General features: G+C 73.2%; 16 protein-coding genes and 1 pseudogene. 6 read left to right on the top strand and 11 right to left on the bottom strand.

Annotation, left to right across the window (positions count from 1 at the left end; genetic code table 11):
- Nucleotides 1-13: 13 nt before the first annotated feature.
- The 7 genes and pseudogenes from RBJ65_RS34720 to RBJ65_RS34690 form a co-directional block, all read right to left on the bottom strand.
- Complete coding sequence (locus tag RBJ65_RS34720) at nt 14-706, bottom strand: GntR family transcriptional regulator (protein WP_306320738.1); 693 nt, start codon at nt 704-706, stop codon at nt 14-16.
- A gap of 61 nt (nt 707-767) precedes the next feature.
- Nucleotides 768-1,985 (bottom strand): cysteine desulfurase-like protein, encoded by a 1,218-nt coding sequence (locus RBJ65_RS34715; RefSeq protein WP_306320730.1) that lies wholly within the window; start codon nt 1,983-1,985, stop codon nt 768-770.
- A gap of 415 nt (nt 1,986-2,400) precedes the next feature.
- Nucleotides 2,401-3,240 (bottom strand): annotated as a pseudogene (locus tag RBJ65_RS34710) (SGNH/GDSL hydrolase family protein); the annotation flags it as partial.
- Nucleotides 3,237-4,424 carry a glycosyltransferase gene (locus RBJ65_RS34705; RefSeq protein ID WP_306320729.1) on the bottom strand — a complete coding sequence of 396 codons (1,188 nt, stop codon included), beginning with the start codon at nt 4,422-4,424 and terminating at the stop codon, nt 3,237-3,239. The pseudogene RBJ65_RS34710 and the gene RBJ65_RS34705, both read right to left, overlap by 4 nt.
- A complete protein-coding gene (locus tag RBJ65_RS34700; protein WP_306320728.1) occupies nt 4,421-5,563 on the bottom strand; it encodes a glycosyltransferase family 1 protein in 1,143 nt (380 codons plus the stop codon). The genes RBJ65_RS34705 and RBJ65_RS34700 overlap by 4 nt, the downstream gene beginning before the upstream one ends.
- Nucleotides 5,564-5,724: 161 nt before the next feature.
- Complete coding sequence (locus tag RBJ65_RS34695) at nt 5,725-7,137, bottom strand: HEAT repeat domain-containing protein (RefSeq protein ID WP_306320727.1); 1,413 nt, start codon at nt 7,135-7,137, stop codon at nt 5,725-5,727.
- A gap of 280 nt (nt 7,138-7,417) precedes the next feature.
- Complete coding sequence (locus RBJ65_RS34690) at nt 7,418-7,810, bottom strand: ankyrin repeat domain-containing protein (protein WP_306320726.1); 393 nt, start codon at nt 7,808-7,810, stop codon at nt 7,418-7,420.
- A 282-nt stretch (nt 7,811-8,092) separates the two neighbouring features.
- Here RBJ65_RS34690 and RBJ65_RS34685 point away from each other — a divergent pair, with 282 nt between their 5' ends.
- Together RBJ65_RS34685 and RBJ65_RS34680 are read left to right on the top strand one after the other, a co-directional pair.
- Nucleotides 8,093-8,287, top strand: coding sequence for a hypothetical protein (locus tag RBJ65_RS34685; RefSeq protein WP_018534760.1), 195 nt, complete (start codon nt 8,093-8,095; stop codon nt 8,285-8,287).
- A gap of 37 nt (nt 8,288-8,324) precedes the next feature.
- Entirely contained in the window at nt 8,325-9,932 is a 1,608-nt protein-coding gene (locus tag RBJ65_RS34680) for an EF-hand domain-containing protein (protein ID WP_306320725.1), read from the top strand.
- 57 nt (nt 9,933-9,989) lie between these two features.
- Here the strand turns inward: RBJ65_RS34680 and RBJ65_RS34675 are convergent, their stop codons facing one another.
- Nucleotides 9,990-11,489 (bottom strand): PLP-dependent aminotransferase family protein, encoded by a 1,500-nt coding sequence (locus tag RBJ65_RS34675; protein WP_306320724.1) that lies wholly within the window; start codon nt 11,487-11,489, stop codon nt 9,990-9,992.
- A gap of 101 nt (nt 11,490-11,590) precedes the next feature.
- Here RBJ65_RS34675 and RBJ65_RS34670 point away from each other — a divergent pair, with 101 nt between their 5' ends.
- The 4 genes from RBJ65_RS34670 (at nt 11,591) to RBJ65_RS34655 (ending at nt 15,073) form a co-directional block, all read left to right on the top strand.
- Nucleotides 11,591-12,259, top strand: coding sequence for a YitT family protein (locus tag RBJ65_RS34670; protein ID WP_306320723.1), 669 nt, complete (start codon nt 11,591-11,593; stop codon nt 12,257-12,259).
- A complete protein-coding gene (locus RBJ65_RS34665; protein ID WP_306320722.1) occupies nt 12,256-13,023 on the top strand; it encodes a glycerophosphodiester phosphodiesterase in 768 nt (255 codons plus the stop codon). The genes RBJ65_RS34670 and RBJ65_RS34665 overlap by 4 nt, the downstream gene beginning before the upstream one ends.
- 46 nt (nt 13,024-13,069) lie before the next feature.
- Complete coding sequence (locus tag RBJ65_RS34660) at nt 13,070-14,425, top strand: MFS transporter (RefSeq protein WP_306320721.1); 1,356 nt, start codon at nt 13,070-13,072, stop codon at nt 14,423-14,425.
- 267 nt (nt 14,426-14,692) lie between these two features.
- Nucleotides 14,693-15,073, top strand: coding sequence for an RNA polymerase-binding protein RbpA (locus tag RBJ65_RS34655; protein WP_266721963.1), 381 nt, complete (start codon nt 14,693-14,695; stop codon nt 15,071-15,073).
- A gap of 82 nt (nt 15,074-15,155) precedes the next feature.
- On the opposite strand, the gene fxsA is transcribed toward RBJ65_RS34655, so the two are convergent.
- The 3 genes from fxsA to RBJ65_RS34640 all read right to left on the bottom strand — a co-directional run bounded on the left by fxsA (nt 15,156) and on the right by RBJ65_RS34640 (nt 18,813).
- Nucleotides 15,156-15,755 carry an FxsA family membrane protein gene (gene fxsA / locus RBJ65_RS34650; RefSeq protein ID WP_306320720.1) on the bottom strand — a complete coding sequence of 200 codons (600 nt, stop codon included), beginning with the start codon at nt 15,753-15,755 and terminating at the stop codon, nt 15,156-15,158.
- A gap of 76 nt (nt 15,756-15,831) precedes the next feature.
- Nucleotides 15,832-16,641 carry a polyprenol monophosphomannose synthase gene (locus tag RBJ65_RS34645; RefSeq protein WP_306320719.1) on the bottom strand — a complete coding sequence of 270 codons (810 nt, stop codon included), beginning with the start codon at nt 16,639-16,641 and terminating at the stop codon, nt 15,832-15,834.
- Between the two features lie 549 nt (nt 16,642-17,190).
- Nucleotides 17,191-18,813 (bottom strand): amidohydrolase, encoded by a 1,623-nt coding sequence (locus RBJ65_RS34640; RefSeq protein WP_306320718.1) that lies wholly within the window; start codon nt 18,811-18,813, stop codon nt 17,191-17,193.
- Nucleotides 18,814-19,463 lie beyond the last annotated feature (650 nt).

The following is a 19,463-nucleotide window of genomic DNA, read 5'->3' as shown; positions in this document are numbered from 1 at the left end:
GCCGCGGAGAACCCTATCCGTCCTTGGGCAGCCGCTGCCGGTACGCCTCGACGAGCCCGTCGCGGGAGTCGTCGAGGTACTCGCCGAGCAGCGTCTCGGCCGTGTCCCTGCGCCCGGCGCGCAGCATCTCCACGAGTTCCAGGTTCCGTGCCAGGTACGGCTCGTGGAGGCGGCGCGGGTCGTCCACGACGTGGAACGCGAGGCGCAGTTCGGCGAGGACGCTGCGCATCAGCTCGTCGGTGCGCTCACTGCGGGCGAGGGCGACAAGTTCGCGGTGGAAGTGGATGTTGGCCGTCGAGACGATCTTCCACTCGCGCCGCTCGGCCCCCCGGTGCCCGTCCGCGACGGCCTCGGCGACTCGGTCGAGGGCGTACGGCGGGTCTCCCAGGGACCGGACGACGGCGCACTCGATCATGCGCCGGGTCCGGTAGATGTCCTCGACGTCGTCGACGCTCAGGACGCGCACGAAGACCCCGCGGTTCAGCCGGTGTTCGAGCAGTCGCTCGTGCGTGAGCAGCCGGAACGACTCGCGCAGCGTATTGCGCGAGACGCCGAGGGCGCCTCCGATGCTGTCCTCCGACAGGCGGGTTCCGGGCGGGAAGTAGCCTTCCGCGATCCGGTTGCGCAGGATGTCCGCGACGCGCTCCGCGGTGCTGGTGCGTCCCAGCAGCGCGCGGTCGTCCGCGAGAGCGTTGAGTTCGTCCATGGCCACGGCCGAATTCAAGCGCAGTTCCTGGAACGAGACAACGTTGGTATCGAGGGATCGTTCAACGACCTACTGTGATCGCCCTCAGTGCCGCGAGCAGCCGCTCCACGTCCTCCGCGCTGCTGTAGGGGGCGAGACCCACGCGGACGCCGCCCGCGTCCCCGAGCCCGAGCCGCCGCGCGGCCTCCACCGCGTAGAAGGAGCCGGCGGGGGCGTCGACGCCGTGGTCGGCCAGGTGCCGGGAGACCTCGGCCGGGCTGCGGCCCGCGACGGTGAACAGGAGGGTCGGGGTGCGGCGCTCGGCGCGCGCGTACTGCGTGATGCCCATGGTGCCGCCGAGGTCCGCGAGCCCCTCCTCCATGCGCTTCCGCAGCGCGTCCTCGTGCTCCTCCAAGGCCACGAAGGAGGCGATGAGGCGCTCCCTGCGGGTGCCTCGCGCGCCCGCGTCGAGGTCCGCGAGGAAGTCCACGGCGGCCCGTGCGCCGGCGAGCAACTCATAAGGCAGCGTGCCGAGTTCGAAGCGCTCGGGCACCGCGTCACTGGACGGCAGCAGCTTGTCGGGGCGCAGCGATGCGAGCAGGTCGGCGCGGCCGGTGAGCACTCCCAGGTGCGGGCCGAGGAACTTGTACGGCGAGCAGACCAGCGTGTCCGCTCCGAGCGCCGCCAGGTCGACCGTGGCGTGCGAGGCGTAGTGCACCGCGTCCACATGGAACAACGCGCCCACTTCGTGGGAGAGGCCGGCCAGCGCGGGCAGGTCGGGGCGCGTGCCTATCAGGTTGGACGCGCCGGTGACGGCTACCAGGCGCGTACGTTCCGAAAGCACCGCCTTCAGGTGCTCGGGCCGCAATTCGCCCGTCTCCGGGTCGAAGTCGGCCCACCGTACGGTGGCGCCCACGGCCTCGGCCGCCTGGATCCACGGGCGGATGTTGGAGTCGTGGTCGAGGCGGGTGACGACCACCTCGTCGCCCGGCCGCCAGGTCTTGGCGAGCGTGCGGGACAGGTCGTAGACGAGCTGTGTGGCGCTGCGTCCGAACACGACGGTGTCGGGCGTGGTGCCGAGCAGATCGGCGTGCGCCGCGCGGGACTCGACGACGATCTCGTCGGCGTTGCGCTCGCCCTCCGTGGTCCGCCCCCGGTTCGCCAGCGGCCCGCTCATCGCCGCGGCGACGGCGTCGATGACCGGGCCGGGGGTCTGGGTACCGCCCGGCGCGTCGAAGCGGGCCGTGCCGGACTTCAGGGCGGGCACTTGGGCGCGGACGGCGGCGATGTCGAGGACCATGGCTCAACTCCTGGGTCGCGTGGGCAATACGGGGGCCTGCCGGCGGCGGGCCTCCCGGTCAGGGGCAGGCCGCACACCGCTGGCTCGTACCCTGAGCCGCTCCCGCCACTCCCACCTCATGATCGCAATCCCGTGGGGACGCCTCCGGGCCCGCGCCCTGGGGCGACGCTGCCGAACCGGGCCCCTTGGCCGCCGCCGAACCGGCATCTCCGCGCGGCGCCGCCAGACCCGCTTCCCGACGTGGCGGCGCCAAATCCGCATCCCCACTCGGCTTCGCCAGCCCCGCATCCCGACGTGGCGCCGAATCCGCATCACCGCGCGGCGCCACCAATTCCACGTCCCCACGCGCCGCCACCAAGCCCGCATCCCCGCGCGGCTCCGCCAAACCCGCACCCCCACACGCCACCTCCCACCCCGAAACCGACGCCAGTGCCGCCGCGACCCCGGCCGAGGCCCGGGCGTCCAGCCGCCCGCCGGTGCCGCGCACCTGGTGCCGCGCCTCGTCCGCGGCGAGCGCCAGGAGCTGGGGCAGCAGGTCGGCGCAGCGCCGCGCCACCCAGCCGGTGCCCGCCGTGGCGAGCCACCACAGGGCCGCGGCGCGGGTCGGCGGTGCTCGTTCCGGCTCGACGTCGGGCGCCGGGCCGAGCGCCTCCCCGGCGTCGGCGAGCACGGCGTGGAAGCGGGCCGCGAACCGGCGGTGCCCGCGCTCGCCGGGGTGCAGCCGGTCCGCGCTCCACAGGGCACGGTCGGCCGTCCAGTTCGCGTCGGCGGCGTGCAGATGGACGGCTCCGTGGCGTTCGGACAGGGCGTGGACCACGGAGTTGACCGCGCGCTGCCGACGCGCGAGAGGGCGCGCCAGGACGCCGGGCAGGCCCAGCAGGGCGCCCGGGTCGGGCAGGCAGGCGGTGAGCTGGACGGCGCCGCGCTCCGCGAACGCCCCGTACACGGCGTCCAGTCGGGCGGTCACGGCGTGGATGTCGAAGGTGGCGCGGAGGGTGTCGTTGACGCCGACCACGACGGAGGCGACGTCGGGGGCGAACGCGAGCGCGCGCGGCAGCTGCCGCAGCAGCACATCGGAGGTCTGCGCCCCGCTGGCCGCGAAGTTGCGGAATTCCACGGGGTCTTCGGCGGGGGCCAGGCTCTCGGCGAGCAGAGCGGCCCAGCCCCGCCACCCGCTACCGACGGGGTCGCCGATGCCCTCGGTGAGCGAGTCCCCGAGCGCGGCGAACCTGAGGGGAGGCGGGTGCCCGCTCATGCCGCGCCCCGCACCGGAACCGGAGCGGCCACGTCGTGCGCCGCCAGGAAGGCCGCCACGGCGGTGTCCCATCCGAAGCACTCGGCACGCGCGCGTGCCGTCTCCCTGCGCCGCCGCGTGGGCCGCCCGAGCACGTCCCGGACGGCGGCCGCGAACGCCGCGCCGCTGCCCTCGGCCACCGCCCCGGCCCCGCCGACCACCTCCGGCAGCGCGGAGGACGCGCTGACGACGACCGGCGTGCCGCAGGCCAGCGCTTCGAGGGCGGCGAGCCCGAACGTCTCGGCGGGCCCCGGCGCCAGGCACACGTCGGCCGTGGCCTGCAAGGCGGTGAGCGCGGCCGGGTCGGCGACGTGCCCCAGGAAGTCGACCGGCAACCTCCGCGCCCGCGCGCGTTGTTCGAGCCGCGCCCGTAGTGGCCCTTCCCCCGCTACTACGAGCCGGGCGGGCACCCCGGACCTGCGCAGCCGGGCGACCGTGTCGAGGCCGATGCCGGGCCGCTTCTCCACGGAGAGCCGGGTGCACATGAAGAGCAGCACCTCGTCCACGCGCGCGTACCGGGCACGCACGTCCCGGCTCCACGCCCCGGGCCCGCACCGTACGAGATCGACGCCGAGCGGCGCCCGCACCACGTTGCGCGCCCCGATCCGCACGAACTCGCGCTCGGCCCACTCCGTGGTGCACACCACGCGCGCGTAGGCGTGTGCCGTACGGGAGTTGAGCACGTCGGCGGCCCGTCGCGCGGCACGCTCCGGCAGGCCCCAGGTGCGCAGTACGCCGTGGGCGGTCTCGTGGGACACCATCACGGCGGGCACCCGCGCGCGGCGGGCCCACTCGCCGGTCCAGCGCAGCGTCGTCCGGTCGGAGACCTCGAGCCGGTCCGGGCGCAGCCGTTCCAGCAGCCGTGCCACGCGCTGCCGCTCGGCCAGGACGCGGTAGCCGCCGCTCGCGGGCAGCGGCGCCCCCGGCAACGTAATGACGCGCCCCTGAGGCGTCTGCACATCGGAGACGCGCACCCCCGGCACGATCAGCACCGGATCGTGTCCGGCCGCCAGGTATCCGGTGCCCAACTCCCGCAGCGCGGTGCGCAGTCCGCCGGACGCGGGGGCGACGAAGTTCGCGAGCCGTACGATCCGCAGCCGTCCGCGCGTGCCGCCACTCGTTCCCGTCCCCAGCCGCCCGCTCATGCCGCCACCGCCCCTGTGCCGGCCCCCGCCGACCGCGCGTGCAGCACCTCTACGTAGTGCTCGATCAGGAGGTCGCCCACCGCCTCCCAGCTCCGCCCGGCCACCGCGGCCCGCCCCGCCGTCCCGAACGCCGCGCGCAGTCCCGGGTCACCGGCGAGCGCCCACACCGCGTCGCGCACCGCGTCCGCGTCGCCGGGCGGCACGAGCAGCCCGGTCCTGTTGGGTGCGACGAGGTCGAGCGGACCGCCGGCCGCCGGGGCGATCACGGGCAGCCCGCTCGCCATGGCCTCCTGCACGGTCTGGCAGAACGTTTCGTAGGGCCCGGTGTGCACGAACACGTCCAAGGAGGCGAAGATCCGGGCGAGTTCGTCGCCGGTGCGCCGCCCCAGGAAGGCCGCGCCGGGCAGCGCGTCCCGCAGGGAGGACTCGCTGGGCCCGTCGCCCACCACCACGACGCGTACGCCGTCGAGGCCGCACACCCGCGCGAGCAGTTCCACGTGCTTCTCCGGCGCGAGCCGCCCCACATACCCGACCAGCAGCTCCCCGCGCGGGGCCAGGTCCGCGCGGAGCAGCTCGCAGCGCCGCTCGGGCCTGAACCGCACGGCATCGACGCCGCGCGGCCACAGCCGCACCCGGGGCACCCCGTGTGCCTCCAGGTCACGCTGTGCGGCGGTGGAGGGCGCGAGCGTGCGGTCGGCGGCGGTGTGCACGGCACGGATCCGCCGCCAGGCGGCCCCCTCGCCCGCTCCCATGTAGGTACGCGCGTAGCCCGCGAGATCGGTCTGGTAGACGGCCACGGCGGGCAGGCGCCACCGGGCCGCGGCCGCCATGCCGCGCATGCCGAGCACGAACGGGCCTGCCAGATGGACGAGTTCGGCCCGGTGCGCGGTCACGGCCCGCGCGAGGCGGCGCCCCGGCAGCGCGACGCGGACCTGCGGATAGCCGGGCAGCGGCAGGGACGGCACCCGGACGACGGGGCAGGGCGCCGCCGCGTCCGTCTCCGGCCCCGCCGGGGTGGCCGGGGCGACGACGAGGGGCTCGTGTCCGCGGGCGGCGAGGTGCCGCGCGGTCTGCAGGGCGCAGTGCGCCACACCGTTGATGTCGGGCGGGAAGGACTCGGTCACGATGACGACACGCATACGGGGTTTGTCGCCGCGCCGGACGTGCTCACGTCAAAGTGGATCTTTCCTGGCGAGGAACGGTCCGTGAGTTTCAGCCGCCCCTCGCCCGCCTTTCGACGCCCCGGGAAACACAAGGAGGCGGCCCGATGCCAACGGGCCGCCTCCTGTACGTCAGCGCGTCACAAGGCCGTCGCGTCCGGGCCGATGCGGCTGCGCACGGCGGTCTGCACCTCGTCCTCCTCGGCGGGATCGGCGGCGAGGCGGCGAAGTTGGTCGACGACTCGCGTATCGCCGGAATCGGCGTGCCGCGCGGCGACCTCGCGCGTGGTCTCCTCGCAGTCCCACAGGCACTCGACGGCGAATCCCGCGGCGAAGGACGGATCGGTGGCGGCGAGAGCGCGGGCGGCGCGTCCACGTAGATGCGACGAAGCGGTCTCGCGGTAGATGTGCCGCAGCACGGGGGCCGCGCAGCCGATGCCGAGCCGTCCGGCTCCGTCGACGAGCGGCCAGAGGGTGGGGTCGTCGGGCCCGTCGCCGCGTACTGCCTCCCGTAGGGAGGCGAGGACGAGTTCGCTGTCCTGTGCGCCGCCTCTGCAGGCGAGCATGCGGCCCGCGGCGGCGCCCAGCGCGTCGGGCCGGGGCGCCCACTGACGGGCCCGCTCCACGACGGCGACGCTGCGCATCCGCTCGAAGGCGTCGAGCGCGGCGTCCACGACCGCGCGGGAGGGGGCTTCCACCGCGGCCTCGATGAGGTCCAGTACGGCGGGGTCGTGCGCGTCGGCGAGGTAGCGAAGGGCGGTGCAGCGCGCCCCGTCGGTGCCGTCCTGCGCGGCCCGCACGATCTCGGCGTGGTCCTCCGGACCGGCCACGGCGGTCAGGCAGCGGGCGGCGGGCACGTACAGGACGGCGCCCCGCTCGAAGCCCTCCTGCGCCCAGTCGAACACGGCCTGCACGCTCCACTCGGGGCGCGGCCCCGACGGCCGCATCTGCCGCTGCCAGCGGTCGAAGGAGCCGGCTTCCAGCGCGGCACGCACGCGTGCCCCCACGTGCGGGCGCGAGTCCTCGGCCCACAGCCGCCAGGGGCGCGGCTCGAAGGCGTCGCGCACGGCGGCGGCGAGCTCGGCCCCGTCCTCGGCCGGGAAGCGGGCGAGTACGGGCTCGGCAAGGGCGCGCAGGCCCGCGTCGTCGTCGCGCAGGGCCAGCTCGTCGAGCGCCCAGGCCCAATTGCCGCCGAACGCGGCGTACTTGCGCAGCAGCTCCAGGGCGTCCCGCCTGCCGTAGGAGGCGAGGTGGCCGAGGACCGCGAGCGCGAGGCCCGTACGTGACTCCTCGGTGTCGAGGAGGTCCTCGGGGTCGAAGAGGTGCCGCTCGATCTCCTCGAGTTCGCCATGGAGATCGAGGTAGAGGCGGGCGTAGTAGAGCGAGCGGTTCTCCACCTGCCAGTCGTGGCGGGGATCGCTCAGCACACAGTGATTGAGAGCCGCGAGCGCCTCGGCGCGCGGCGCCGTCAGGGCGTGCAGCGTGCCGTCGCCGCGGCCCCGCTGCAACAGGCCGAGCAGCGTACCGCTGGGCGCTATGACCGGTTCGAACATGGGAAACAGCCTCACATCAAGCGTCGACGCAACCGGGAATGCTCACCTACCTGGCCACGCGACAACACGTCGGAGCGCCCGCCGTCTCTTGCTTGCTGCTACCCATTTCTCTGCCTCTCGTCCAAGGCCCGGATCCGGGCCGTTCACGGCCCGCTCTGCACGTGGGCACCACCTGCCCCGGCATCGCGTCCGTAAATCACGCCGTCATCATGACCCAGCGGCTCAGCCCACCGCGACCACATTTCCCGCACCCCCGTTTTTGCTGGTCAGAACCGGTGTGTCAGGAGTTGCCGAAGAGGTCGACGAGGTCCGTCTTGCCGAACATCCTGGCCGTGTCGACCGCCGACGGGGTTCCCGCGGCGGGATCCGCGCCCCCGTCGAGCAGCGCCCGGATCACGTCGTCCGCGCCCTTGAAGACGGCGCCCGCGAGCGGGGTCTGGCCCTTGTCGTTGGCGAGGTTGGCGTCGGCGCCGCGCTCCAGGAGGGCACGTACCGCCTCGGCGTGCCCGTGGTAGGCGGCGAGCATGACGAGCGTGTCGCCGCGGTCGTTCGTGAGGTTGGCCGGTACTCCGGCGTCCACGTAGCCCGTGAGTGCCTCCGTCTCGCCGCGTCGCGCGAGGTCGAAGATCTTGGTGGCCAGCTCCACGACCTCCGGGTCGGGGGCTTCGCTCATCGGCCGGACCGCCTTTCTCATACGTGCTGGTACGGCCGTGCAGCCGTACGAGTGAATCGACAGCGTACTGCCCGGCCGGGCACATGACCCGACCCCGCCGAGGCAAAGATCACGGAGAGTGCGGACGACCGTCCGGCAGCACGCTCGACCAGCTCATCAGCCCTTCGCCGATTGGGTGAAAGCCATGAATTTCCACCCATTTGCACCTTTTGTCGTATAGATACATGCTGTGAGCCTGGAAGAACTCATGGTGACTGTCCCCATCAACCAGGAGAAACCGTCATGATCCTGTCCATTTCGGGCGTAGTGCTGCTCGGCATCATCGTCTTCCTGTTCTTCCGCAAGGACGGCCTGAAGGCCTCGCACGCACTGGTCTGCGCCCTCTTCGGCTTCTACTTGGCGGGCACGGCCATCGCCCCGAGCATCAAGGCGGGCGGCGCGAGCCTCGCCAGCCTGCTCGGCGGGATCAAGTTCTGACGGCCCACACACCCGCACACACCTTCAGGAGACAGAAGTGGCCAGGCGCCCTCTCCCCCGCATTCTGAGCAATGGCAGCGCCTCGATCGCCCGGAGCCGGGACATGGCACGGACGGCCGCCGACAGCGCCACCGATGTTCTTCACCCCCTCATCACGATCACCCGTGGACTGCGCCGCCTGGCGGCAGCCGGACGGCGCAAGTGGGCGGACACCCCCAAGGAGCGGCGCGGACCGCTGCTCTTCCTGGTGGCCGCGGTGGTCCTCGTCGTGGTGTTCATTCCCTACGGGCCGCTACTGGCGTTCATCACCCTGATGGCGGCGGCCGCGTGGAAGGGGCGCGATCCGAAGCCGCCGGAGCAGACCGGCCCCGACGAATCGCAGGTCGAGCGCCTCTCGTCGCTCTACGAGGCGCTCGTTCCGTACTTCTCCGTCGCCGAGGACCCCAACCCGCTGTACGCGCACGGGGGCGACTGGGAGAAGGCCTTCAAGACGTTCGACTTCGACGGCGACGGCCGTGTCGACCGGATCGACATCCGCTACCCGGCCTACTTCACGGACGGGGAGGCGGAGTCGCGCGCCCGGATCGAGCAGTTGCTGCACGCCAAGCTCGGCCGGGGCCGCGAGTACCACTTCACGTGGGACGAGGAGGGCAACCACCTGTCGGTGAACGTGCTCGACCCGCTGCCCACGGACATCGCCGCCCAGCCCTTCGTGACCGCGCCCGGCGAGACGGTGCTCGGCTTCACCGACGGGACCGGCGTCCAGCGCACCCTGCCGGTCCTCGCGGGCAAGGACGAGCGGGACGTGCCGCCCGTCGTGTGGCGCACCGGCGTCCGCTCCACAGAGCCGCACCTGCTGATCGCGGGCCAGCCGGGCAGCGGCACCACGTCCCTGCTGCGTTCCGTCGCCCTCCAGGCCCTGCGCCACGGCGACGTACTGATCATCGAGGGCAGTGGGACGGGCGACTACGCGTGCCTGGTCGGCCGCGCCGGGGTGCTCGCCGTGGAGTGCGGGCTCGCGGGCGCGCTGACCAGCCTCGAGTGGGCCGCGCACGAGACGGAGCGGCGGCTGATCGCCGCGAACCGGGCACGGCAGGCCGGTCACCCCGCCCCGGACGACATCAAGCGCCCGCTGTGGATCCTCCTGGACCGCCCCAGCGCCCTGGGACACCTCGCCGCCGCGGACGGCCGCAAGGACCCGCAGACGCTGCTCCAGGTACCTCTCAGGCACGGCCGTGCGGCCGGCGTGACGGTCGTCGTGGCCGAGCAGTTCGACAGCCTCGACGCGCTGATCGACCCGGTCCGGCAGCACACCCGCGCGCGCGTGGTGCTCGGTCCTGCCTCTCAGGAGGAGCTGCACGACGTGCTGGGCACCGTGCCGCAGACGACACCGAACGCCGAGATCCCGGCCGGGCGCGGCTACGCCCGCCTGGGCACGGGCCCGGTCCACCGCCTCCAGGTCCCCGCCACCCCGGACCCGTACGACGACGCGACGAGCGAGGCGCACCGGCAGGCGGTCACGGCGCTGCTTCCGGAGCGCAGCACGCCGGGGGACGCGGCCGTCGAGTCGGTCCCGGACGAGACGCTCACGGACCAGGCCGAGGCGCTCGGGAACGCCGAAGGCAGCCTTCTGCGTAAGGGCTGAACGCAGCCTCTACGCGGCTTCCTCTGCGTAACCCCCGCTACGTAGAGCGGCAGCAGGTCACGCGATCAGGGTGCGCGGCACGTCCCCGCCCGCGCCCTGACCGTCCCGGACGAGGCGGGCCGCCGCCGCGAGCCGCGCCGCCGCCTCGTCGGCCACCGCGCCGCCCACGGTGAACGGCAGCCGTACGTACCCCTCGAAGGCCCCGTCGACGCCGAACCGGGGCCCCGAAGGGACCCGCACCCCGACCCGCTCGCCCAGCTCGGCGAGGCGCGAACCCGACAGGCCGCCGGCCTTCACCCACAGCGTGAGGCCCCCCTTGGGCACGTCGAACTCCCAGTCGGGCAGCTCCCGGCGCACCGCGGCCACCAGCGCGTCCCGGTTCTCGCGCGCCTGACCGCGCCGCAGCGCGACGGCCTCCTCCCAACCCCCGCTGTTGAGCAGCCAGTTCACCGCCAGCTGCTCCAGGACCGGGGTGCCGAGGTCCGCGTACGCGCGCGCGGCGACCAGGCTGCGGATGACGTCCGGGGCGGCCCGCACCCAGCCGATGCGCATGCCCGCCCAGAACGCCTTGCTGGCGGAGCCGACCGTGACGACGGTGGACCCCGCGGGGTCGAACGCGCAGACGCGGCGCGGCATTTCGGTGTCGGCGTCCAGGTGCAGCTCGGTCATGGTCTCGTCGACCACGAGCACCGTGCCCGCCGCGCGCGCGGAGTCGACCAGCGAGCGGCGCTGCTCCTCGTCGGCGAGCGCACCGGTCGGATTGTGGAAATCGGCGACTACGTAGGCGAGTCGCGGCGCGGCCTCGCGCAGCACCTGCCGCCAGCGGTCGAGGTCCCAGCCCTGGAGGCCGTCGGCCATCGCCACGGGCACGAGGCGCAGGCCCGCCTCGCGCATCAGTTGAAGGATGTTGGCGTACGAGGGCGACTCGACGGCGACGCGTTCACCGCGGCCCGCGAAGAGGTGGCAGATCGCGTCGATGGCGCCCATCGCGCCGGTCGTGACCATGATCTGTTCGGGCATGGTCGGGATGCCGTGCGCGGTGTACCGCTCGGCGATCATCGCGCGCAGGGCGGGCAGGCCGGCCGGGTAGTCGCCGTGGGTGTGGGCGTACGGAGGCAGTTCCTCCAGGGCTCCTTGGACGGCGCGCGTCAGCCACGGTTCGGGCGCGGGCAGGGCCGCTGTGCCGAGGTCGATCATGGAGCCGAGGGCCTCGGGCGGGAGCGGTTCGAGGCCGCGCGCGGGGAGCGGATTCCCGGCGGGCACGGCGGTCCAACTGCCCGCTCCCCTGCGGGACTCGAGGAATCCCTCGCCGCGCAGCGCCTCGTAGGCGGCCGCGACCGTGGTGCGGCTCACGGAGAGCGCCTGGGCGAGTTCGCGCTCGGCAGGAAGGCGTGTGGCCACCGGGACGCGGCCCTCCAGGACGAGCAGCCGGATCCCGTCGGCGAGGGCGCGGTAGGCGGGCGGGCGGCGGGTGCCGGGGCCCGCGGGGCGCGGCTGCTGCGAGGTGAGCAGCCGGGCGAGCTGGGTCGAGCCGATCGCCGAAGTCCACTGGGCCATGCGAGCCAGTCCACCTTCCTGGAATTGGCCATGGTTGGCATCCGATTCCACGCCACAGAGTGTCACGGGTCAGTCCAGTACCACTACACAGGGGGCTCCTCTTGTCCGCACCAACCCCGCCCACGGGCGGCCGACTCGTCCGCCGCCTCGTGCAGCTCTACGTAGGTCTCGCGCTGTACGGCGCGAGTTCGGCGCTCCTCGTGGAGGCGGGTCTCGGCCTGGAGCCCTGGGGCGTGCTGCATCAGGGGCTCGCCGAGCTGACCGGCATCTCCATCGGCGTCGTGTCGATCATCGTGGGTGCGATCGTGCTGCTCCTGTGGATCCCGCTGCGCCAGCGCCCCGGACTCGGCACCGTGTCGAACGTCTTCGTGGTCGGCCTCGCGATGGACGGCACGCTCGCCGTCGTCCCGGACGCGCACTCCTACGGAGTGCGTGTCCCATTGATGCTCGCCGCCATCGTGCTCAACGGGGTCGCGACCGGCCTCTACATCGCGGCGAAGTTCGGCCCGGGGCCGCGCGACGGCCTGATGACGGGGCTGCACCAGCGCACCGGCCGCTCGATCCGCCTCATGCGCACGGTCATCGAGATCGCCGTCGTGGCGAGCGGCTTCGTGCTCGGCGGCACGATCGGCGTCGGCACGGTCCTGTACGCCCTGGCGATCGGCCCGCTGGCCCAGCTCTTCCTGCGCCTCTTCGCCGTCCCCGCGTCGCCCGCCGGTTCCACCGTGGTCGCCGGCGGCACAGGGCGGCGGGCGATACTGCGACGGTGACCTCGCGCGTACGCCACCCCTACCTCGACCATCCCGGGCCGCTCGCCCTCGCCCACCGGGGCGGGGCGGCGGACGGTCTGGAGAACACCGTCGCCGCGTTCCGCCGCGCCGTGGACCTCGGCTACCGCTACATCGAGACCGATGTGCACGCCACGGCCGACGGGCGCCTCGTCGCCTTCCACGACACGACGCTCGACCGGGTCACGGACGGCAGCGGCCGGATCGCGGACCTCCCCTGGTCCACGGTGCGCCGCGCGCGCGTGGCGGGCACCGAACCGGTGCCGCTCTTCGAAGAGCTGCTGGAGTCCTTCCCCGACGTGCGCTGGAACGTGGACGTGAAGGCGGAGCCCGCCCTCGCCCCGCTGCTCGAACTGCTCCGCCGCACGCGCGCGTGGGACCGCGTCTGCGTCGGCTCCTTCTCCGAGGCCCGCGTCGCCCGCGCGCAGGCGCTCGCGGGTCCGCGCCTCGCGACCTCGTACGGCACCAAGGGCGTCCTGGGCCTGCGGCTCCGCTCGTACGGGATTCCGGCCGCGCTGCGCCGCTCGGCGGTCTGCGCCCAGGTCCCGGTGACACACGGGCGGGTCCGGGTTGTCGACCACCGCTTCGTCCGGGCCGCCCACGCGCGCGGGTTGCAGGTGCACGTGTGGACGGTGAACGACGAGAAGGAGATGCGGCGTCTTCTCGACCTAGGGGTCGATGGCATAGTTTCCGATCACATCGAGACGCTGCGGGACGTCCTCAAGGACCGGGGGACCTGGGTCTGACCACCGCCCCGCGGCGCCGGACGACGGGGACTACAAGGGGACACGGGTGGGCACGGAGACCGCACAGGAGGCGGCGACGGGGGCGTCGGCGCTCGCCGGGCGCAAGCGCGAGCAACGCGGCTGGTACTTCTACGACTGGGCGTGCTCGGTCTATTCGACCAGCGTCCTGACGGTGTTCCTGGGGCCGTATCTGACCTCGGTCACCAAGGCGGCGGCCGACCCGGACGGCTTTGTGCACCCCTTGGGGATCCCGGTCCGCGCGGGCTCCTTCTTCGCGTACTCGGTCTCCCTGTCGGTGATCCTGTCGATCTTCGTGATGCCGCTCGCGGGCGCGGCCGCCGACCGGACGGGCCGCAAGAAGCCGCTGCTCGCGCTCTCCGCCTACATAGGCGCGGCGGCGACGGCGGGGATGTTCTTCCTGGACGGCGACCGCTATCTGCTCGGCGGCCTCCTCCTGGTCGTCGCGAATTCCTCGCTGGCCGTCTCGATGGTGCTCTACAACTCGTACCTGCCCCAGATCGCGCCCCCGGAGGAGCGCGACGCGGTCTCCTCGCGCGGCTGGGCCTTCGGGTACGCCTCGGGCGCCCTCGTCCTCCTGTTGAACCTGATCCTCTACACGGCCCACGACACCTTCGGTGTCTCCGAGTCGACCGCGGTGCGCATCTGCCTGGCGTCGGCGGGCGTCTGGTGGGGCGCGTTCACCCTGGTTCCGCTGCGCCGCCTGCGCGACCGGCGCGCCCGGCCCGCGCCGGGGGGCGCGGCCCGGGGCCTGCGCCAACTGCTGGCCACGGTGAAGGACATGCGCCGCCACCCGCTGACGCTCTCCTTCCTCCTCGCCTACCTCGTCTACAACGACGGCGTACAGACGGTGATCTCCCAGGCCTCCGTGTACGGCTCCGAGGAGCTCGGCCTCGGGCAGTCGACGCTCATCGTCGCGGTGCTCCTGGTGCAGCTTCTGGCGGTGGCCGGGGCGCTCGCGATGGGCCGCCTCGCGCGCGCGTACGGCGCGAAGCGCACGATCCTCGGCTCCCTCGTCGCGTGGACGGTGACGATCGGGGCCGGCTACTTCCTGCCCGCCGGGGCTCCCGCGTGGTTCTTCGTGCTCGCCGCCGGCATCGGGCTCGTCCTGGGCGGCACCCAGGCGCTGTCCCGCTCGCTGTTCTCGCATCTTGTGCCCGCTGGCAAGGAGGCCGAGTACTTCTCCGCGTACGAGATGAGCGACCGCGGGATGAGCTGGGTGGGGCCCCTGGTGTTCGGCCTCGCGTACCAGCTGACCGGGAGTTATCGCGATGCGATCCTGTCCCTTGTCGCCTTCTTCGTGATCGGTTTTGGCCTGCTCGCGAGGGTTCCGGTCCGCCGGGCGGTGCGCGACGCGGGCAATTCCGTACCGGCCCGGATTTAGCACCTGAAGGCAAAGCCCGGTAGTGTACGCGGTTGGCCTGCCAGGCGTACCGTTACTGCACGTCCATATCGCAAAACGCTAGGTGACATCCTGCGTGAGATGTGACAAACCGGTCACCGGTGGGTACTGCACAGGTCAACAAGGCTGCGGCTCCGAAGGCGACGCATGACCCGGAAACCGGGAATCTTTACCGCCGACCGGACGTTGACCGGATGACGACGACAGCGACACCTGTCCTGTGGGCGACAAGCCCGGGAGGCACGATTCATGAGTGAGCGAGCTCTTCGCGGCACACGCCTCGTAGTGACCAGCTACGAGACGGACCGCGGCATCGACCTGGCTCCGCGCCAGGCCGTGGAGTACGCATGCGAGAAGGGGCACCGCTTCGAGATGCCCTTCTCGGTGGAGGCCGAAATTCCGCCGGAGTGGGAGTGCAAGGTCTGCGGGGCCCAGGCACTTCTCGTGGACGGTGACGGCCCTGAGGAGAAGAAGGGCAAGCCGGCTCGTACGCATTGGGACATGCTGATGGAGCGGCGCACCCGTGAGGAGCTCGAAGAGGTCCTCGAGGAGCGCCTGGCGGTTCTGCGTTCGGGCGCGATGAACATCGCGGTGCACCCGCGGGACAACAGCGGCCGCAAGTCGGCCTGACCCACGGGGCGCGCACCACGCACAACGGCCGGGGCCGGACACACGATGTGTGTCCGGCCCCGGCCGTTTGCCGTGCGACGGGTCAGGGCGTGAGCGGCGGGCGCGGGTCCGTGTCGTCATCCCGGCGCGGTCCCGGGCGCTCGTCGTCCCTGATCACCTCGCCCTGGATCACGGTGCCGCCGGACTGCCGCGTCCTGGCCTGCTGGTACGCCTCGCCGAAGCCGCTCTGGGACGCCGCGGCGCCCATCTTCCGCTCGACCGTGCGCTCCGTGTACCGGCTCACCGCCGTGCGCAGCGGCGGGACGAGCAGCAGCAGGCCCAGAACGTCCGAGAGCAGGCCAGGAATCATCAGGAAGAGCCCGGCGAGCATCAGCAGCCCATTGCCCTGCGAACGCTGCTCGGCGGCCTTCTCGGGGTCCACAGCGCCGCTCTGCTGGCGCTGCAGCGTCTCGGTGAGGTTCTGGAACGCCCGGCGGCCAGCGGACTTCATCACCACGGCGCCGAGCACGATCCCGGCCACCAGCAGGATGCCGAGCGTGAACCCGCCGATCGCGCCCGCCACCACCGTGAGCAGCCAGATCTCCAGGACCAGCCAGGCCGCGACGCAGAGCGGCAGGTAGCGGCGGACCCGGGAGCGCCGGGCCCCGGTGGACGGGTTGCGGGGCGGAGTGCCTGTGGTCATGCACCCAGTCTGCCTGGGCCCCGGTCCGATTGGCGTAAGCGGGAGATCAAGATCGCCCTCAGCGTAGGCGGGGCGCTCAGTGGACGTCCGGCTTCCCGTGGGCGTCCGGCTTTCCGTGGGCGTCCGGGTTGCGGCCCAGGACCTTGTCCACCCTGGCCCCCACGCCCCATGTGGTGACCCGCCACAGGGCTTCCACGACGATGTCCTTGCTCATCTTGGAGTCGCCCCGCTCGCGCTCCACGAAGGTGATGGGGACCTCGACCACGTGGTAGCCCTCGCGCACCGCGCGCCGGGCCAGGTCGACCTGGAAGCAGTACCCCTGCGAGGCGACCTCGTCGAGGCCGAGGCCCTCCAGGGTCTCCCGGCGGAAGGCGCGGAAGCCGCCGGTGACGTCGCGGATCGGGACGTCCAGGAGGAGACGCGAGTACGTGGAGCCGCCGCGGGAGATGAACTGGCGGGACTTGGGCCAGTTGACGATGCGCCCGCCGGGCACCCAGCGCGAGCCGAGGACCAGGTCGGCGCCCTTGAGCGCGGTCAGCAGGCGGGGCAGTTCCTCCGGCTGGTGGGAGCCGTCGGCGTCCATCTCGACCAGGACGCCGTAGCCGTTCTCCATGCCCCAGGCGAAGCCCGCGAGGTAGGCGGCGCCCAGGCCCTCCTTGCCGGTGCGGTGCAGGACGTGGACCTGCTCGTCCTCGGCGGCGAGTTCGTCGGCGAGCTTGCCGGTGCCGTCGGGGCTGTTGTCGTCGGCGATCAGGACGTGCGCCGCGGGCACGGACTCCCGGACGCGGCCCACGACGGGCTTGATGTTCTCCGCCTCGTTGTAGGTCGGGATGATCACCAAGGTCGTGCCCAGAGGGCCGAACGTCCGCCCACCGCCGTCGTTCACAGATTCCCCTTAAAACTTCCGTCCACAGGGGGACCACCATAGCGAGCACCGCAGTTCACGCCGATAAGGCGCCCTGGGTGAGCTGGTCGAGCTGGTCGAGCGGGAGACGGTACGGGGAACGAGTACCAACGCGTACCGACGAATACTGCGGATCGGGGCCGGGCGTCCTTCGGGCCGACCTGGGGCCCGCTGGCTGCGGGTCGACCGAAAGCCGTTGTCTACTGAACGCCCGGGCCCCACCCGGGTCGCACCTGGCCGACCGGCCGGAACGTTCCAGCGCCCCGTGGCGCGGGCGCTGGGCCTGGCTCCCAGTGGTGGTACGCCGGTGCGGCGCACCACCCCCTGACCCAGCTGCGTTCTACGACTGCCTGGACTTCCCCGGTCGTGCCTGGAGGTGGTGGACTCGGCCGAACCTACCCGTCGACCTCCGCGCTTTGTCAACAGGCGTACGACCTGCGCCTCTCCGTGAACTCCCCTGGTCAGCGCGGAGGATTCGCAGGTCGCGCGGGACCGTGCCGCGCCAAGATCGAAGTCGTGGCGCCCCGGTAATCACTCGTCCGGCCGTACGAAGACCGTCTGACCGAAGACCACCGTCCGCAGGCAGACTGGGAGTTGGGCTTCCGGGGAGAGGTCCGGCAGGCCGGGGGTTCCGGAGCGCGGGTCGGTCGACCAGCGGGCCACGCGGTCGTCGGGCGCCTGCACGACCAGCTCGTCCGTGCGCCACACGGCGTAGTCGGCGGGGGCGCCGGGGACGAGGATGCCCGCGTCGTCGCGGCCGACCGCGCGCCAGCCGCCGCGCGTGTGGGCGGTGAAGGCGGCGCGTACGGAGACGCGGTGTTCGGGCGTCCGGTGGAACGCGGCGGCGCGGATCGTGCCCCAGGGGTCGAGCGGGGTGACGGGGCTGTCGGAGCCGAAGGCGAGCGGGACGCCCGCCTTCAGGAGGGCCGCGTACGGGTTGAGGGTGCGCGCCCGCTCGGCGCCGAGGCGGTCGACGTACATGCCGTCCTCGCCGCCCCACAGGGCGTCGAAGGCGGGCTGTACGGAGGCGGTGAGGCCGAACTCCGCGAAGGCGGCGACGGTTTCGGGGGTGAGCATCTCGGCGTGCTCGACACGGTGTCTTGCCGCGCGCACGCGCGCGAGGCCGAGTTTTTCGGCGGCGGCGCGCATGCCGTCGACCACGGCGGTGACGGCGGCGTCGCCGATGGCGTGGAAGCCGGCCTGGAGGCCCGCCTCCGTGCACGCGACTACATGGGCGGCGATTTCCGCTGCCGACATGTAGGCGATGCCGTTGTGCGGTGCGGCGGTGATGTCTACGTAGGGCTCGTGCAGGCATGCCGTGTGGGAGCCGAGGGCGCCGTCCACGAAGAGGTCGCCCGCGGCGCCAAGGGCGCCGAGCGCGCGGGCGCGTTGAATGTCGCGGTCCGCCCAGTAGCCGGCCACGCGCGGTCCCGGTTCGGAGCGGGCGAGGTCGAGCAGGCCGGTGAAGTCGTCCTCGGAGGAGATCTCGGGGCCCGCGCACTCGTGGATCGAGCCGATGCCGAGGGAGGCGGCGCGCTGGAGGGCGGCGCGCTGGGCTTCCGTACGTTGCTGGGGGCCTACGGCGGCCAACGCGGCGGCGCGGACGGCGTGGTGGGCGTCGCGGGTCAGCGGGCCCTCGGCGTCGAATCCCGGGCGGTCGGTGATGCCGGGGACGAGGTCCAGGAGGGGGGTGCTGACGGCGGCCGAGTGCACGTCGATGCGGGAGAGGTAGACGGGGCGCCCCGCGGTGGCCTCGTCGAGTTCGGCGCGGGTGAGGGGGGTGCGGTCGGGCCAGCGGGCGGCGTCCCAGCCGTGGCCGAGGAGGACGCGGTCGGTGGGGTTCGCGGTCGCGTGTTCCCGTACGAGGGTCAGGGCTTCGCCGCGGGTGCGGGCGGCGGTGAGGTCGAGGCCGGTCAGGGCGAGGCCGGTCGACGTGGTGTGGACGTGGGCGTCGGTGAACGCCGGGGTCACCAGGGCGCCGTCGAGGTCGATCACCTCGTCCACGCCGTCCGCGAACGAGTCCGCCGCGCCTTCCGAGCCGACCCAGGCGATGTGGCCGGCCTCGACGACCATCGCGGTGGCGAACGGGTCGGCGGGGCTGTGGATCTCGCCTTGGCGCAGGAGGACGGTGCGGGGGGTGGGGGGCGTGCTCATGGTGACAGTTTCCCGTGTCCGTGGGGTGGGGGTGCGGCGGGGTCTGGTTTGGGTGCCGGGGTCGGTGCCTGCCGTCATCGGCGCGCGGCACCGGGGCTGCGGGGCCGTGCCGGGGTCGGCGCCAGTAGTTCTGTGCGCGCCGCACCGGGGCTCCGGGGCCGTGCCGGGGTCGGCGCCAGTAGTTCTGTGCGCGCCGCACCGGGGGCCGCCTTGCCCACCCTGCCGCCCAAGGCGGCAGATTGCCCAAGGCGGGTGCGGCCGACCGCCGGGGGTGGGGAGCCGGGGGCGACGCCGGTCGCCCCTGGCGGGTGCGGCCCACCGCCGGGGGTGGGGAGCCGGGGGGGCGGTTACCCAAGGCGGGTGGCGTCGGACGCCAGGGGTGGGGGCCGGGGTTGGCGCCGGTTGTCCCTGGCGATGGCGGTCGGACGCACCGGGTGGGGAGTCGGAGGCGGTGGCGGGTGCCCGTGTCGCGTGGCGGTGGCCGCGTCGGGTGGGGAGCCGGGGGGCGGTGGCGGTTACTCAAGGCGGGTGGCGGTCGGCCGCAACGAGTGGGGACCCGGGGCGCGCCTGCTGCGAGCGGGAGCCCCTGGAGGGAACGGGAGGGTGGGAGCTGGGCGAGGAAGCAGAGATCGGGCCAAGAGCCAGGGATC

This window comes from Streptomyces sp. KL109B (assembly GCF_030766935.1).
Taxonomy (GTDB): Bacteria; Actinomycetota; Actinomycetes; order Streptomycetales; family Streptomycetaceae; genus Streptomyces.
The sequence above is the reverse complement of the archived record's forward strand: the minus strand, read 5'-3'. Positions and strand labels throughout refer to the sequence as shown.